This is a genomic window from Micromonospora eburnea, from assembly GCF_900090225.1.
GTDB classification, from domain to species: domain Bacteria; phylum Actinomycetota; class Actinomycetes; order Mycobacteriales; family Micromonosporaceae; genus Micromonospora; species Micromonospora eburnea.
Genome location: NZ_FMHY01000002.1, coordinates 1,743,297 through 1,758,409, shown reverse-complemented (window position 1 = coordinate 1,758,409; position 15,113 = coordinate 1,743,297). Strand labels below are relative to the sequence as shown.

Annotated in this window: 14 protein-coding genes; 6 read left to right on the top strand and 8 right to left on the bottom strand. The window is 71.7% G+C overall.

All coding sequences use genetic code 11. The features are described from left to right. Positions 1-3 precede the first annotated feature (3 nt). On the bottom strand, positions 4-1,440 hold the full coding sequence (locus GA0070604_RS08305; protein WP_091126975.1) for an ATP-binding protein: 1,437 nt from the start codon (positions 1,438-1,440) through the stop codon (positions 4-6). An 80-nt stretch (positions 1,441-1,520) separates the two neighbouring features. Then, positions 1,521-2,174 (bottom strand): response regulator transcription factor, encoded by a 654-nt coding sequence (locus tag GA0070604_RS08300; RefSeq protein ID WP_091116842.1) that lies wholly within the window; start codon positions 2,172-2,174, stop codon positions 1,521-1,523. A 96-nt stretch (positions 2,175-2,270) separates the two neighbouring features. Here GA0070604_RS08300 and GA0070604_RS08295 point away from each other — a divergent pair, with 96 nt between their 5' ends. Both GA0070604_RS08295 and GA0070604_RS08290 read left to right on the top strand, forming a co-directional pair. Continuing rightward, complete coding sequence (locus GA0070604_RS08295) at positions 2,271-3,389, top strand: LolA family protein (RefSeq protein ID WP_091116839.1); 1,119 nt, start codon at positions 2,271-2,273, stop codon at positions 3,387-3,389. A gap of 220 nt (positions 3,390-3,609) precedes the next feature. Continuing rightward, complete coding sequence (locus GA0070604_RS08290) at positions 3,610-5,904, top strand: HelD family protein (RefSeq protein WP_091116835.1); 2,295 nt, start codon at positions 3,610-3,612, stop codon at positions 5,902-5,904. 95 nt (positions 5,905-5,999) lie between these two features. Here the strand turns inward: GA0070604_RS08290 and GA0070604_RS08285 are convergent, their stop codons facing one another. After that, entirely contained in the window at positions 6,000-6,422 is a 423-nt protein-coding gene (locus GA0070604_RS08285; RefSeq protein ID WP_091116832.1) for a hypothetical protein, read from the bottom strand. Positions 6,423-6,749: 327 nt separating this feature from the next. Here GA0070604_RS08285 and GA0070604_RS08275 point away from each other — a divergent pair, with 327 nt between their 5' ends. Then, entirely contained in the window at positions 6,750-7,130 is a 381-nt protein-coding gene (locus GA0070604_RS08275; protein ID WP_091116824.1) for a hypothetical protein, read from the top strand. 68 nt (positions 7,131-7,198) lie between these two features. On the opposite strand, the gene GA0070604_RS08270 is transcribed toward GA0070604_RS08275, so the two are convergent. The 3 genes from GA0070604_RS08270 to GA0070604_RS08260 all read right to left on the bottom strand — a co-directional run bounded on the left by GA0070604_RS08270 (position 7,199) and on the right by GA0070604_RS08260 (position 9,695). Then, positions 7,199-8,206, bottom strand: coding sequence for a sporulation protein (locus GA0070604_RS08270; RefSeq protein ID WP_091126974.1), 1,008 nt, complete (start codon positions 8,204-8,206; stop codon positions 7,199-7,201). 401 nt (positions 8,207-8,607) lie between these two features. Continuing rightward, positions 8,608-8,835, bottom strand: a complete 228-nt coding sequence (locus GA0070604_RS08265) for a DUF397 domain-containing protein (RefSeq protein ID WP_091116821.1) — start codon at positions 8,833-8,835, stop codon at positions 8,608-8,610. After that, positions 8,832-9,695, bottom strand: coding sequence for a helix-turn-helix domain-containing protein (locus GA0070604_RS08260; protein WP_091126973.1), 864 nt, complete (start codon positions 9,693-9,695; stop codon positions 8,832-8,834). The genes GA0070604_RS08265 and GA0070604_RS08260 overlap by 4 nt, the downstream gene beginning before the upstream one ends. A 441-nt stretch (positions 9,696-10,136) precedes the next feature. Here GA0070604_RS08260 and GA0070604_RS08255 point away from each other — a divergent pair, with 441 nt between their 5' ends. Both GA0070604_RS08255 and GA0070604_RS08250 read left to right on the top strand, forming a co-directional pair. Next, positions 10,137-10,391, top strand: a complete 255-nt coding sequence (locus GA0070604_RS08255) for a DivIVA domain-containing protein (RefSeq protein WP_091116818.1) — start codon at positions 10,137-10,139, stop codon at positions 10,389-10,391. Further along, positions 10,388-10,735: a hypothetical protein gene (locus GA0070604_RS08250; protein ID WP_244161786.1), complete on the top strand. Its 348-nt coding sequence runs from the start codon at positions 10,388-10,390 to the stop codon at positions 10,733-10,735. Before GA0070604_RS08255 ends, GA0070604_RS08250 begins: the two co-directional genes overlap by 4 nt. 21 nt (positions 10,736-10,756) lie before the next feature. On the opposite strand, the gene GA0070604_RS08245 is transcribed toward GA0070604_RS08250, so the two are convergent. Next, entirely contained in the window at positions 10,757-11,533 is a 777-nt protein-coding gene (locus tag GA0070604_RS08245; protein ID WP_091116816.1) for a DeoR/GlpR family DNA-binding transcription regulator, read from the bottom strand. Positions 11,534-11,572: 39 nt separating this feature from the next. Then, positions 11,573-13,579, bottom strand: a complete 2,007-nt coding sequence (locus GA0070604_RS08240) for a beta-galactosidase (RefSeq protein WP_091116812.1) — start codon at positions 13,577-13,579, stop codon at positions 11,573-11,575. A 183-nt stretch (positions 13,580-13,762) separates the two neighbouring features. Here GA0070604_RS08240 and GA0070604_RS08235 point away from each other — a divergent pair, with 183 nt between their 5' ends. Next, a complete protein-coding gene (locus GA0070604_RS08235) occupies positions 13,763-15,091 on the top strand; it encodes an ABC transporter substrate-binding protein (RefSeq protein ID WP_091116808.1) in 1,329 nt (442 codons plus the stop codon). Positions 15,092-15,113: the final 22 nt, after the last annotated feature.

Genomic DNA, 15,113 nt, shown 5'->3' with positions numbered 1-15,113 from the left:
CGGTCAGTCGGTCTCCGGGTCGTCCAGCGCCGGCAGCCGTACCGTCACCCGTAGCCCCGGCCCGGTCGCCGCCCGGTCCCGGGAAACGGCGTCGGCGAGTTCCACCGAGCCGCCCGCCCGGCGCACCAGCTCCCGCACGATGGCCAGCCCCAGCCCGGTGCCGCCGGCGTCCCGGGCCCGGGCGTCGTCCAGCCGGGTGAACCGGGCGAAGACCCGCTCCCGGTCGGCCGCCGGGATGCCCGGCCCGTCGTCGGTCACGGTCACCAGGTGGTACGCCCCGCGCCGTCCTGTCGACCTCGCCGGCTCCGTCGCGCCGCTCCCGTTGCGCACCGGCGGGTCGAGGTGCGGGCCGCTGACCGCCAGCAGCACCTCGCCGTACGCGTGCCGCAACGCGTTCTCCACCAGGTTGGCGAACACCCGATGCAACTCCCCCGGATCGCCCTCGGTCCACAGCGGCCCGGCCGGCGGCGTGACGCGTACCGGCGGGGCGGGGTAGCGGCCGGCGACGGTGCGCAGCAGCTCGCCCAGCTCCACCGGTCCCACCGCCCGCGACGGATGCCCGGCGGGCCGGGCCGACTGCTCGTCGAGGCGGGCCAGCAACAGCAGGTCGTCGACGAGCCGGGCCAGCCGGTCGGTGTCCGCGAGCAGGTTCTCCGCCACCGCCGGCCAGTCCGTCGCGCCGCCCAGCCGCCGGGCCACCTCCAGCTCCGTACGCATGTTGGTCAGCGGGCTGCGCAGCTCATGGGCGGCGTCGGCGACGAAGGCCCGCTGCCGGGCGCGCGACGCCTCCAGCCGGTCCAGCATGTCGTTGAGGGTGACCGCCAGCCGCTGGATCTCGTCCCGCGCCGCCGGTACGGGCAGCCGCCCCGGCCCGGCCCGACCGGTGATCTCGGCGGCGCCGCTGCGTAACGCCTCGACCGGGCGCAGCGTCGCGCCGACCACCCGCCAGGCGACCACGGCCAGCCCGGCGACCAGCAGCGGGAACCCCACCAGCAGCAGGGTCCGGACCACGTGCAGGCTCTGCCGGACATCGGCCATCGACTTGGCGACCAGCACCGTGAGCGGGCCGGCGGGGGCACCCACCGGTACGGCCACCACCCGCACCGGGCCGCTGAGGCCGACCCGCCGCCCGTCCTCCATGAGCCGTTGGCGCTGCCCGGCTCGGAGCTGGTCGGGACGGAGCATCGGGATCAGCCGGTCGGCGTCGATGGAGGCGGCGCGGACCCGGCCCTGGGCGTCGACGACCTGGACGCGGAGCTGGCCACCGGCGACCGGCAGCGGATCGGGCAGGCTGTCCTCGGCGGCCAGCCGCGCGACCGCGTCCGCGGTCTGGAACGCCTCGGCGTCGATCGTGCGTTGCAGGGTCCAGCCGAGCGCGCCGAGCAGCAGCACCCCGCCGAGCGCGAACCCGGCGCTGAGCCCGAACACGCCGAGCACCATCAGCCGGGCCCGCAGGCCGAGCGTCAACAGGGGACTCTTCCTATACCGGAGGCGATAAGAGGGGGCCCTTCCTTGCGTCTTCATCGCAGGCGGTAGCCGGCGCCGCGGATTGTCTCCAGGCGGTCGCGGCCGATCTTGCGGCGCAGGTAGCCGACGTAGACCTCGACGGCGTTCGGGGCGGTGTCCAGGCTGGCGTCCCAGACGTGGTCGAGCAGTTCGGTCTTGGAGACCACCTCGCCGGGCCGGCGCATCAGATAGTCGAGCAGGGCGTACTCGCGGGTGGTCAGGGCCACCTCGACGTCGGCCCGGGTCACCCGCCGCCGCGCCGGGTCCAGCCGCAGGTCACCGACCGTGAGCACGGTAGGGCGTTGCGGCGCGCCCCGGCGCAGCAGCGCCCGCAGCCGGGCCAGCAGCACCACGTACGAGAACGGTTTGGTGAGGTAGTCGTCGGCCCCGCAGTCCAGCCCGTCGGCCTGGTCGTACTCGCCGTCCTTGGCCGAGAGCATCAGCACCGGCAACCAGTGCTCCTCGGCCCGCAGCCGGCGCACCACCTCGTAGCCGGAGAGGCCGGGCAGCATCACGTCGAGGATCATCGCGTCGTAGCCGCCGTGCCGGGCGGCGTCCAGCCCGGCCGGCCCGGTCGACTCGACGTCCACCGCGAAGCCCTCGGCCTGTAGGCCCCGCTGCAACGCGTACGCGAGCCGCGACTCGTCCTCCACCACCAGCAATCGCACCCGTCCAAGGGTGCCACCAGGTGACACCCCCTAGGGAATCTCCTCAGCGTCCGCACAGCGACCGACGTGCACCATTACGGTCAGGAGGTGTCCAACATGCCCACAATCAAGAACCGTGCCGTGCTGCGCTGGGTGGTCCCGGTGGCCGCGGGGGTCATCGTGATCGGCGGTGGGGCCGCGGTCGGCACGTTCGCCGCCGGGGCCGACCCGGCGTTGCCACCGCGTACCGCCGCGCAACTGCTCGACGACCTGCGCACGTCCCGCCTCGACGGGCTCTCCGGCACGGTGGTGCAGCGCGCCGACCTCGGGCTGCCGCCAATCGCCGAACTGGCCGGCTCGGCTGGCGGGAACGAACTGGCCGGCCTGCTCACCGGCACGCACACCCTGCGGGTCTGGTACGCGGGCCCGGAGCGGCAGCGGCTCGCCCTGGTCGACACGCTCGGTGAGCAGGACATGCTGCGCAACGGCCGGGACGTCTGGGTGTGGAACAGCCGGTCCAACACCGCGTCGCACCGGACGCTGGCGGCGGGCGAGGCGACCGTGCCGTCCCCGCCGGCCACCCCGGCCGACGCCGCCGACCGGGCGCTCGCCGCGATCGACCCGACCACCGCGGTCACCGTCGGCCGCACCGCCCGGGTGGCCGGGCGTGACGCGTACGAGCTGGTGCTGACCCCGCGCGACGCCGACTCCCTGGTGCACCAGGTACGCATCGCGTTGGACGCGAAGGAGCACGTGCCGCTGCGGTTCGAGGTGCTCGCCGACGGCGCCGACCGGCCGGCGTTCGAGGTGGCCTTCACCCAGGTCGACTTCCGTACCCCGGCCGAGGACCAGTTCCGGTTCAACCCGCCGCCGGGCGTCTCCGTCACCGAGGCGACCGACGATGGCGGGCCGGCCGGGAAGCACCGCCCGGACACCGACCTGGGCTCGCACGGCCCGGACGTGCGTACGGTCGGCACCGGCTGGACCACGGTGCTGGTGGCGCGGCTCGACGCGGCCGGACCGGCCGCCGGCCCGAAGGCCGACGCGAAGCCGGGCGCGCCGGCCGGAGCCGACGCGGTGGCCCAGGTGCTCGGCGGGCTGCCGAAGGTGAGCGGTGACTGGGGCAGCGGGCACCTGCTCACCGGGAAGCTGTTCAGCGTGCTGATCACCGACGACGGCCGGGTGCTGGCCGGCCTGGTCACGCCGGAGCGGCTCTACCAGGCGGCCAAGGGCTGACCCGGAAGCGGGAACCCGGCGGGGGTCCGGTCGGCGCGAGCCGGCCGGGCCCCCGCCTCGTCATGCCGGGAGCCGCGGCGTGGCGGGATGACGTGGTGGCGGGCCGACCGCCAGGCTTGGTCCACGGCGACGCGACGCGGTATCTTTCTCAGTTCAAACACCAAAAGGAATGGCTTGAATAAGCCATTCCTGACGCTAGCTTAAGCAACGAGGAGCCGGCTTGTCAACGCACCGCGACGCATCGGATGAGCTGCACCAGGACGACGAGATCGGCCGCGAGCAGGAATACGTCTCGACGCTCTACGACCGGCTGGACGGCCTGCGCGAACAGGCCTCCCGGCGGCTCACCGAGGAGCTGCGGGCCACCGGCGGCACGCAGCAGGCCCGCTCGCAGCGCGAGTCCGCCGTCCAGATGTACGCCGACCAGGTCGAGCAGTTCTCCGCGGTGGAGAACGGCCTGTGCTTCGGCCGGCTCGACGGCGACGACGGCACGTGCCGCTACATCGGCCGGATCGGCATCTTCGACACCAGCGGCGACTACGACCCGCTGCTGATGGACTGGCGGGCCCCGGCCGCCCGCGCGTTCTACCTCGCCACCGCCGCCAACCCGCAGGGCGTACGCCGGCGGCGGCACCTGCGCACCCGGGAGCGGAAGGTCACCGGGCTCAACGACGAGGTGCTGGACATCGCCGCGGCCTCCCCCACCGCCCACGAGGAACTGACCGGCGAGGCATCCCTGCTCGCCGCGCTCAACGCCGGTCGCACCGGCCGGATGCGCGACATCGTCGAGACCATCCAGGCCGAGCAGGACCGGATCATCCGCGCCGACCTGCCGGGCGTGCTGGTGGTGCAGGGCGGCCCGGGCACCGGCAAGACGGCGGTGGCGCTGCACCGCGCCGCGTACCTGCTCTACACCCACCGGCAGCAGCTCTCCACCCGGGGCGTGCTGCTGGTCGGCCCGAACGCCACCTTCCTGCGCTACATCTCCCAGGTGCTGCCGGCACTGGCCGAAACCGGTGTGCTGCTGCGTACCCAGGCCGATCTCTTCCCCGGGGTGCAGGCCCGGCGGACCGAGCCGGCGCAGACCGCCGCGCTGAAGGGACGCGCGGTGCTGGTCGAGGTGCTGGCCAACGCCGTACGGGACCGGCAGTGGGTGCCCGACGAGCCGCTGGAGATCGAGCTGCCGCAGCGGGAGATCCTCACCCTCGACCCGGCCGTGGTGCGCCAGGCCCGGGACCGGATCCGTCGGTCGAACCGCCCGCACAACCTGGCCCGGGCGCTGTTCGACATCGAGATCGTGCACACGCTCGGCACCCAGTTGGCCGAGCGGATCGGCGCCGACCCGCTCGGCGGGGAGAACCTCCTCTCCGAGGCCGACGTCGCCGAGATCCGCCGGGAGCTGCGCGAGGAGCCCGCGGTCCGCGCCGCGCTGGACGAGCTGTGGCCGGTGCTCACCCCGCAACGCCTGCTCGCCGACCTGTACGCCGATCCGGCCCGGATCGCCACCGCCGCGCCCATGCTCACCGACGCCGAGCGGGCGCTGCTGCACCGCGAGCCGGGCGGTTGGACACCGGCCGACGTGCCACTGCTGGACGAGGTGGCCGAACTGCTCGGCGAGGACGAGCGCGCCGCCGCGGGCCGCCGGGAACGGATCCGGTCCCTGCAACGCGAGTACGCCGAGGGCGTGCTGGACATCGCCCGGGGCTCCCGTTCGATCGACGTCGAGGACGAGGTGGACGGTGGCGAGATCCTCGGCGTCACCGACCTGCTCGACGCCGACCAGCTGCTGGAACGGCAGAAGGAGTCCGACCGGCTGACCACCGCGCAGCGCGCCGCCGCCGACCGGAGCTGGGCGTTCGGGCACATCATTGTCGACGAGGCGCAGGAGTTGTCACCGATGGCGTGGCGGCTGCTGATGCGGCGCTGCCCGAGCCGGTCGATGACGATCGTCGGTGACGTGGCGCAGACCGGCGCCCTCGCCGGCACGCCGTCCTGGTCCGAGGCGCTCGAACCGTACGTGGCGGGCCGGTGGCGGTTGGAGGAGCTGACCGTGAGCTACCGCACCCCGGCCGAGATCATGGCGGTCGCCGCGGACGTGCTCGCCGAGATCGACCCGGCGCTGCGCCCACCCCGCTCGGTACGCGCCAGCGGCGTGCCGCCGTGGGACCGTACCGTCGACGCGGAGCGGCTCGCCGCGGAGCTGGTGGAGGCGGCGGCGCGGGAGGCGGCCGGGCTGACCGACGGGCGGCTCGGGGTGATCGTGCCGGCCGGCCGGGTCGACGACCTGGGCGCGGCGGTCACCGCCGCGTTGCCCGAGGCCGCCGTCGGCGAGCAACCAGAGCTGGCCAACCGCGTGGTGGTGCTCACCACCGAACAGGCCAAGGGCCTGGAGTTCGACTCGGTCCTGGTGGTCGACCCGGACCGGATCGTCGCGGAGTCCCCGCGCGGGCACAGCGACCTCTACGTGGCCCTCACCCGCGCCACCCAGCGCCTGGGCATCGTCCGCCCCACCTGAACCACCGGCCCCAACCAGCCCAACCCCGTTGATCATGAGTTGACGGCGGTCTCGCGAGCGCCGCCAACCTCATGATCGACCAAGGCTGGGGCGGGTCAGGCCGGGTGGGGTCTGTCGTCGGTGAAGTTGCCGACCTGGCTGCCGCTCGACGAGGCATCACTGGTCGAGCCACCGGCCGGGGTGCTCAGCCCACCGGTGGTGGCGTCGCCGGTGGTGGTCGGTGCCACCTTGCCCCGGTGCCGCTCCGGCTGCCGGGCCACCCGGCGGGCGCTGGCCGGCCCGGCCGTGCCCCCGGTCGTGGTGACCGCGCCCTGACCGCGGGTCGGCCCGCCGTCGCGCAGCACGTTCGGGTCGATCGGGACGCGCGCCGGGTCGTCCGGATCCTCCTCCTGGATCACCCGCAGCACGTCGGTCTGCGGCACCGTGACCTCGTCGAGCGCACCCTCGCCGTACACGCCGCCGGCGATCCGTTCCTCGGCCCGGCGGGCGGCGTCCTGCCGCATGTCGTCCTCACGCACGTCAACCACCTCGCAGCGTTCTAGGGATCCTTGTTGCGTGCCCGACGGCCGGCGGTCCAAACCGTTTCCTGCCGAGCGTCTCAGCCGGTGAGGATCCCGGCATCGGTCGCCGGCCGGACCGCACAGTCGGCCGCGCTGGGCCGACCGGAAGCCGCGCTGGGCCGACCGGAAGGGGCCTCCGGGGGACGACATTCGGCCGCCGGTCGGTGTTACCTCTCCGATCCCCTCGGGTAGACCCGGGGTGCCCCCGCCACGAAACGCGAACCGTGCCGTGGCCGAAACGCGGTAGCGGGGCGAGGGCAACTCATCGCATCCGAGGAGGACAAGATGAGCACGCAGGCTGCGTCCACCAGGCCGATGAACCGGCCGGCGCAGGAAGCGCCCAACCGGATGGCCATGCAGGAGGCCCAGACCCGTCAGATGCCGATGATGGAGGACGGTCACCGGCATCCGGCTCCGTCGCCGGGCACCGAGACCAAGCACTCCCTGCTCACCACGGAGTTCTGGGTCTACGCCATCGCCGTGGCGGGCGTCATCGTCGCCGCGTTCTGGCCCGGCGGGGGCGGTAACGGCCTGAACCTGGCCAACCCGAACCTGTCGTGGTGGTTCCTGACGGTCCTGACCGGTGCGTACCTGTTCAGCCGTGGTCTGGCCAAGGCCGGTAGCGAACGCCACTCGATGGCCGAGCGCCGAGCGGCCCGACGTTGAGTGAGTAACACCTGAGAGCGGCGGTGGCCCCGGGATCCGTCCCGGGGCCACCGTCGTCGTTCGTCGGGCTACTCGTCCCCACCGTCGTCGTCGCCGAAGCCTTCGAAGGCGTCCTCGATCAGCTCACCGGCGACCATGCCGCCGACCACACCGAGGGCGCCGGCGGCCAACATGCCACCCATCCCCGAGCCACGGTGACCCTGGTGGCCCTGGTGGCCGTAGTGGCCCTGCGGCGCATAGTGGCCCTGCGGCGGGTAGTGGCCGCCGGGCGGCATCCCGTAGCCCTGGGCGCGCAGGCTGCCGTAGCGCGAGGTGGTCTCGCGCAGCCAGCCGTCCACCACCTGGACCCAGTCGGTCCGGCTGGCGTCGCTGTGCGGGACGGCGTACCGGCCGATGACATCCTGGCCACCGGTGAAGAAGCCACCGCGCTTGTCGCACTCCAGGATCACCTCGACGCCCTGCGGGCTGGTCACGAAGGTCAGCTCGACCTCGTTGACCGCCTGCGCGTACTGCGGCGCGGCGAAGAACTCGATCTCCTGGTAGAACGGGAGCGTCTGCTGCACGCCGTAGATGTGGCCGCGCTCCAGGTCAGCGTGCTTGAAGCGGAACCCGAGCGCCTGGAACGCCTCAAGGATCCGCTCGTGGATCGGCAGCGGGTGCACGGCCACGTGGTCCAGGTCGCCCTTGTCGACCGCCCGGGCCACCGCCACCTCCGTACGCAGCCCCATGGTCATGCCGTGCAGCCGGTGCCCGTAGACGTCGGTCACCGGGGTCTCCCACGGGATCGGGAACTGGAACGGGATGGAGAGCTGCTGCTTCGGGGCCAACTCCAGCCGGCCGCTGACCGGCATCCGGTGAAACTCCATCATGCCGGCGTACTCGGAGCCGCCGCTCTCGACCTCCACCCGGGTGACCAGGCTGATGCTGATCTGCTCGATGCTGGCCGGCGCGTCGCCACCGACCAGGTTGACATGCCCGTCGAGGGAAAGGCCGGGCCGGGTGTTCGGGTTGGTCAGCACCGTGTCGACGCTCGGACCGCCCACGCCGAACGCGCTCAACATCTTCTTGAAGACCATCGCCACTCCCGCTTGTCGGCGCTCCACTGTGGAGCGTCGGACGCCTGCTCAGCGCACGTTAACCGGCGTGGCTGTGAACTGTCTGAAAGGCACCGTTCCAAATACGACATCCGCCAGGCCTCCCCGTCGTCCTGATCCACTCCACGTGCGGCATATGCGGGTATCCGGCCTCCGGGACACCGCGACATGCCGCATCTTGCGTCGCCGCTCGGCGGCCGCGCGGGTGGCCGCGACATGCGGGCCGCCGAGCGCGCGACACGCCGAGCCGGCGACCAGGACTCCCCACACCCCGTTCAGATCCACTTCATGTGCGGCAAGCGGGGGTATTCGGCCTCCGGGACACCGCAATGTGCCGCATCCCGCGTCGCCCGTCCGGACGGACCCGTCATCCCGCGGGTTGTTCAGCCGAGAGTCTCGCCGAAGTCGAACTCGCCGTCCTTGACGCCGCCGACGAAGGCCGCCCACTCGTCGGCGGTGTAGATGATCGTCGCGGCGTCCCGCGCCTTGCTGTGCCGGACCGCCACCCGCCCGGACCCGTCCAGCAACGGCCCCGCCTCAACGCAACTCCCACCATTGCTGTCGCTCTTGGTGCTGATATGCCACGCAACCGGAGGAAGGCTCTCGCTCATGACAACTCCTCTGCAATAGTTTCGATCATCGCCACGGACTCGCCCTCGCTGAGCGCCGCTTTCCACAGCCGGTCGTAGGTCTGGACGAACCGCTCAGCCTTCGGCGACTCAATGTAGAGCCGCCCACCGAGAGACTCGACGTAAGCCACAGCCGGGTATGGGTCAGGCAGACAAAATATCCAGAACGTTCCGTCGAGTCCAGGGTGGAGAGCGACCGCGGCGGGCAAGATCCTGATCTGGACGTTTGGCATCCGCTGGACACGCAAGAGATGTTGAAGCTGACTGTGAAACACCTGCGCTCCGCCCACCTGCCGGCGCAGAACCGCCTCGTCAATCACTGTAGAGATCTTGATCGGTCGACTCTTCGTCAGCACCTCCTGGCGCGACATGCGGAGTTCCACCCAGCGGGCGATCGTCGTCTCCGGAACGCCTTCCTCTGCTGCATTACGGATGACGGTCTCGGCGTATTCCCGCGTTTGAAGGAGCCCGGGGATCAGAGTCAGGTGGAAGCAACAGACCTTCTCGGCGCGGCCTTCCAGCCATGGGTACTCGATGAATGAGGAGTCGACGACGTCGCCGTAGTCCTCGTCCCAGCGGTCGGTGCGCCAGACCTCCTCGGCCAACGCCAGCAGGCGGGCCCGCTCGGCCGCATTGTGAAAACCGTACAGATCCAGCAGCGCGATGACGTCGCCCTTCCGGATGGGCCAGTCGGCGCGCTCATAGCGGCCCAGCGCCGACATGTCGCGTTGCAGGTGCTCCGAGACGAGCTTCAAGGTCATCCCCCGCTCCTCTCGCAACGCACGCAACTGTTGCCCGAGCCACTGCGCCCGCAGCGTCCGAATGAACGGCTTGTGCGGCATGATCCACCTCTCGAAAAAGTTGGCGAAGCCCGCGAAGGAACCATTGCTCCAGTTCGAACCCACTGGAAATGTGGCCTTTCGGGTGAGGGTGATCACCGGCCCCCGGGGACGCCCGGTGCAAGCGCGGCAACCGCGGCTGTGCCAACAGCCGAGAAGGTGACGAGAGACGGCCTCGCGTGTGGCAGACGCATACCGGCTCTCGTCGGGTCTCAACATGGGGCGCCGGGATGCGCGGATCCCGGCCCCGATCCGACTTGACGAATACCTATCACGGAAAGACGGGTCTTTGCGACCCCGTCCTGTCCGACATCAGGACCATCCACCGGCAGCCCGGTGGCCGTACCCGCCGATTGAGGCTGCGGTCGCCGGGCGGGCGGTCCTGCCCGGAAACTCCCCCTCCGGGCAGGACCGCCCCTCCAACGCGGCGAAGGGAGCCGACCGATGAACCGAAGCAACGTCTACGGCAGCGCACCTCCCCGGCTGCACCCACGCAACGTCCGCGACCGGCAGTTCTCCACCGTGGGGTTCGGTCGGCGCGGCCTGGACCCGCAGGAGGTACGGCACTTCCTGCACCGGGTCGCGCTGGAACTGGCCAGCCTGCACCACGACGTGGCCCGGCTGAACGAGGAGAACGTCCGGATCAAGCGGGCGCTGCGCGACTGGCAGAGCGCCCAGGCCCAGCGGCGCCAGTCGTGAGCGGCCCCGCTGAGCCGCCGCCGGTGCCCGGCGGGCCGGTCTTCGCGCCCCTGCCCCGGGCCGCCGTCGCGGCGTTCACCAGGACCGACACCTCCCCGCCCCGCCACGTGATCCATCTGCCGGTGCTGGTCGGCGGCCTCGACGCGGCGCTCGGCCTGGCCCGCAGGCTGGCCCGGGCGTTGGCCACCTGGCCAGAGGTCGACGCCGCCGGCACCACCGTCTCCGAGGAGGACACCCAACACGTACGGCACTGGGTGTTCTGCGACTGGATCATGCCGGACCGCCGCCGGTGCCCCCTGCCGGCCGGTCACAGCGGTCCGTGCGCGCCCGAAGATCCGCCGTAGTCCCGGGGCTGTCGGCGCAGCTCAACGAGTGTCCACCACCACCAGCTCGCCGACCTGCTCACCGGCCTGCCGGCGGGCCTCCGCCGGCAGGCCGGCGTCGGTGACGAGCACGTCGGCCTCCGCGAGCGGGGCGATCGTCGCGATGCCGATCGTCTCCCACTTGGTGTGGTCGGCGAGCACCACCAGCCGCCGGGCCGCGTCGATCAACCGCCGGTTGACGGCCGCCTCCAGCAGGTTCGGGGTGGTGAACCCGGTGCGGGGGCTCATCCCGTGCACGCCGAGGAAGAGCAGGTCGACGTTGAGCGCGGCGATGGCCGCCTCGGCCACCGGCCCGGTCAACGCGTCCGACGGCGTACGGAGGCCGCCGGTGAGCACCACGGTCTGGTCGGCGCGGGGATTCTGGTGGAAGGCGTCGGCGACCGGTATCGAGTTGGTGACGACGGTGAGGTCGCGTACCTCGGCCAGCCGGGCGGCGAGGCTGGCGGTGGTGGTGCCGGCGGAGAGCGCGATCGCCATCCCGGGCTCGACCAGGCGGGCGGCCCGCTCGGCGATGGCCCGTTTCTCAGCCTGCTGCCGGATCGACTTCGCGGCGAAGCCGGGCTCGTCGGCCGACCCGGGGCCGGCGAGGGTCGCCCCACCGTGGACCTTGTCGATCAGCCCCCGTTCGGCGAGCACCTCCAGGTCCCGCCGGATGGTCATGTCCGACACCCCGAACCGGCTGACCAGGTGACTGACCCGGACGCCGCCACGCTGGCGGATCAGTTCCAGGATGGCGCTCTGCCGTTGCCGGGCGAGCATCGGACCTCCTTCGGGCGCACGCGGCACGGTACGCGGTGGTCAGGCCGCCTCGGCCGATCCGGTCTCCTCGCGGACCACCGCCACCTCACCGGCCGGCACGACCAGTTCGCCGGCGCACCCGCCACCGTTCAGCAGCTCGGTGCCGGTGACGGCCAGCCGGGCCTCGGCGTCGCCGTGGTTGATGACGAACAGCCAGCTCCGGTCGTTGCCGCGCCGCCGGACCACCTCCACCCCCTCGGGAGCGGGCACCGGCGGCCGGGCCCCGGACTCGGCCAGCAGCCGGGCCACCAGGCGGTCGGTGCCGGCCTCGTCGAGCCGGGTGCCGACGTACCAGGCGGCGCCGGCGCCGACGGCGTGCCGGGTCAGCGCCGGCACACCGGGCAGCGGCCCGTCGGCGTACGCGGCGAGCACCTCCGCGCCCTCGGCGTGCAGCCACTCGGTCCACACGTCCGCGCCCGATCCGTCGTCGAGGCGTACCCGCTCGCCGGCGCGCAGCGGAAAGAACTCCTCGGTCCGCACCCCGAGCAGGTCACGGAACGCGCCCGGGTAGCCGCCGAGCCGGATGTGGTCGTGCTCGTCGACGATGCCGCTGAAGTACGTGACCAGCGCGGTCCCGCCGGCCTCGACGTACCGCCGCAGGGCCGCCGCGTCGGCGTCGCGGACCAGGTAGAGGGTGGGCACCAGGACCAGCCGGTACGGGGACAGGTCGGTCGACGGGTGCACCACGTCGGCGGTGACCCCGGCCCGCCAGAGCACCCCGTGCAGGGCGGCGAGCCGGTCGACGTACGTGACGTCGACGCTGGGATGGGAGTCCAACTCGACGCCCCACCACGCCTCGTAGTCGAACAGGATCGCGACGTCGGCCTCGACCCGGCTGCCGCGTACCTCGGCGAGGGCCGCCAGGTCGGCGCCGAGCCGGCACACCTCGCGGAACACCTTGCTCTCCGGTCCGGCGTGCGGGACCAGCGCGGAGTGGAACTTCTCCGCGCCCGCCCGGGAGGCCCGCCACTGGAAGAACAGCACCCCGTCGGCGCCGCGCGCCACGTGCCCGAGGCTGTTGCGGCGTAGCTGGCCGGGGGTCTTGGCGACGTTGCGCGGCTGCCAGTTGACCGCGCTGGTGGAATGCTCCATCAGCAGCCACGGTCCGCCGCCGGCGACGCCCCGGGTGTGGTCGGCGGCGAACGCCAGGTCGACGTGCGGGCGCGGGTGGGCGGCGATCAGGTAGTGGTCGTTGGCGACCACATCCACGTCGGACGCCCAGGAGTGGTAGTCCAGGTGCTTCACACCCGTGCCGATCATGAAGTTCGTGGTGACCGGCTGCGGGGCGAGCCGGATCAGCAGTTCCCGCTCGGCACGCAGTTGGGCACGCTGCTCCTCAGAGGAGAAGCGCAGGAAGTCCAACTGCTGGGTGGGATTGGCGAAGGTCGGGGCGGTACGCGGCGGGTTGATTTCTGCCCAGTCGTGGTAGCGCTGGCTCCAGAACGCGGTGCCCCAGGCGGCGTTCAGCGCGTCCAGGTCGCCGTAGCGGGAGCGCAGCCAGCGGCGGAACGCCTCGGCGCTGACGTCGCAGTAGCAGTGCACGTTGTGGCAGCCGAGTTCGTTGGAGACGTGCCACATGACCACGGCCGGGTGGTCGGCGTACCGGCCGGCGACGGCCTCGACCAGGGCCAGCGAACGCTCCCGGAAGATCGGCGAGCTGGGGCAGTACGCCTGCCGCCCGCCCGGCCACAGGAGCGTGCCGTCGGCGCGGCGGGGCAGCGTCTCGGGGTGCCGGTGGGCCAACCAGGGCGGCGGGCTGGCGGTGGCGGTGGCCAGGTCCACGCTGATCCCGCCGTCGTGCAGCAGGTCCAGTACCCGGTCCAGCCAGCCGAACTCGTAGCGCCCGGGGGCAGGCTCCAGCAGGGCCCAGGAGAAGATCCCGACCGAGACCAGGTTGACCCCGGCCCGGCGCATCAGCGTGACGTCCTCGGCCCAGGTCTCCTCGGGCCACTGTTCCGGGTTGTAGTCGGCGCCGTACCAGATGCCCGCTCCCTGCCAGTTCCGCATGACAGCAGAGGGTGCCCCCGAAGCACACCCAAGTCAACACTTTCCAACATCGACAGAGATTCAGGCCAACCCCTTGACAGCGCGAAACCAGGGGGTAGCTTCAACCGCCACCGGCTGTTTGTGTTCGGACATGTGGATTCACGGTGGAACTGTCTCTGCCCGCCGATCACGCAGGAGCGCACGATGTCCCGTCCTCGATCGCAAGCCGAGTACCTCGCCCGACTCGTACCCCCGTCCGTCGCCGGCCTCCACCGCCGCTCGCTGCTCGCCGGGACGGCCGGCGCGGGCGCGCTGCTCGGCACGGGACTGCTCGCCGGCTGCGGCTCCGACTCCGGCTCCGGTTCGGACACCAAGACCGTGTCGGTCGGCTCGAACGCCTCGGACCCGACGCCGAAGGACGTCCTCGCCAAGCTGACGGCCGCCTTCCAGAGCTCGTCCGGGATTCAGGCCAACATCAACACCGTCGACCACAACACGTTCCAGGAGAACATCAACAACTACCTGCAGGGCAAGCCGGACGACGTGTTCACCTGGTTCGCCGGCTACCGGATGCGGTTCTTCGCGGCCAAGGGGCTGGCCGGCGACGTCAGCGACGTCTGGGGCAAGCTCTCCGGATTCTCCGACGCGTTCAAGAAGGCGTCCACCGGGGACGACGGGAAGCAGTACTTCGTGCCGGCGTCGTACTACCCGTGGGCGGTCTTCTACCGCAAGTCGGTCTGGCAGCAGCACGGCTACCAGGTGCCGAACACGCTCGACGACCTGAACGCGCTCGGCGCGCAGATGAAGAAGGACGGCCTCAACCCGATCGCCTTCGCCGACAAGGACGGCTGGCCGGCCATGGGCACCTTCGACATCCTCAACCTGCGGATCAACGGCTACCAGTTCCACGTCGACCTGATGGCCGGCAAGGAGGCGTGGACCTCCGACAAGGTGCGGAAGGTCTTCGACACCTGGGCCGGGCTGCTGCCGCTGCACCAGCCGGACGCGCTGGGCCGGACCTGGCAGGAGGCCGCCCAGTCGTTGCAGCAGAAGAAGAGCGGCATGTACCTGCTCGGCCTCTTCGTCGCCCAACAGTTCAACGACGACGAGCAGGACGACATCGACTTCTTCACCTTTCCCGAGATCGACTCGACCATCGGGGCCAAGGCCCTGGACGCGCCCATCGACGGCTACATGATGGCCCGCAAGCCGAAGTCCGAGGCGAACGCCAAGAAGCTGCTCGAATTCATCGGCAGCGTCGACGCCGCGAACATCATGGTGAAGGGCGACCCCGGCACGCTGGTCGCCAATTCCGGCGGGGACACCAGCGGCTACACCGCGCTGAAGAAGAAGGCCGCCGAACTGGTCGGCTCGGCCACCGAGATCGCCCAGTTCCTCGACCGGGACACCCGGCCGGACTTCGCCTCCACGGTGATCATCCCGGCGTTCCAGCAGTTCATCAAGGACCCGAAGGACATCGGCGGGCTGCTGACCAGCATCGAGAACCAGAAGAAGTCGATCTTCACCAGCTGACGGCGGAAAGGGGGAGGACACC

What these genes read in the sequence shown, in the direction of transcription:
- GA0070604_RS08235 (WP_091116808.1), top strand. Translation starts at nt 13,763, where the DNA reads ATGTCCCGTCCTCGATCGCAAGCCGAGTACCTCGCCCGACTCGTACCC.
- GA0070604_RS08240 (WP_091116812.1), bottom strand. Translation starts at nt 13,579, where the DNA reads ATGCGGAACTGGCAGGGAGCGGGCATCTGGTACGGCGCCGACTACAAC.
- GA0070604_RS08245 (WP_091116816.1), bottom strand. Translation starts at nt 11,533, where the DNA reads ATGCTCGCCCGGCAACGGCAGAGCGCCATCCTGGAACTGATCCGCCAG.
- GA0070604_RS08270 (WP_091126974.1), bottom strand. Translation starts at nt 8,206, where the DNA reads ATGGTCTTCAAGAAGATGTTGAGCGCGTTCGGCGTGGGCGGTCCGAGC.
- GA0070604_RS08295 (WP_091116839.1), top strand. Translation starts at nt 2,271, where the DNA reads ATGCCCACAATCAAGAACCGTGCCGTGCTGCGCTGGGTGGTCCCGGTG.
- GA0070604_RS08260 (WP_091126973.1), bottom strand. Translation starts at nt 9,695, where the DNA reads ATGCCGCACAAGCCGTTCATTCGGACGCTGCGGGCGCAGTGGCTCGGG.
- GA0070604_RS08265 (WP_091116821.1), bottom strand. Translation starts at nt 8,835, where the DNA reads ATGAGCGAGAGCCTTCCTCCGGTTGCGTGGCATATCAGCACCAAGAGC.
- GA0070604_RS08305 (WP_091126975.1), bottom strand. Translation starts at nt 1,440, where the DNA reads ATGGTGCTCGGCGTGTTCGGGCTCAGCGCCGGGTTCGCGCTCGGCGGG.
- GA0070604_RS08275 (WP_091116824.1), top strand. Translation starts at nt 6,750, where the DNA reads ATGAGCACGCAGGCTGCGTCCACCAGGCCGATGAACCGGCCGGCGCAG.
- GA0070604_RS08255 (WP_091116818.1), top strand. Translation starts at nt 10,137, where the DNA reads ATGAACCGAAGCAACGTCTACGGCAGCGCACCTCCCCGGCTGCACCCA.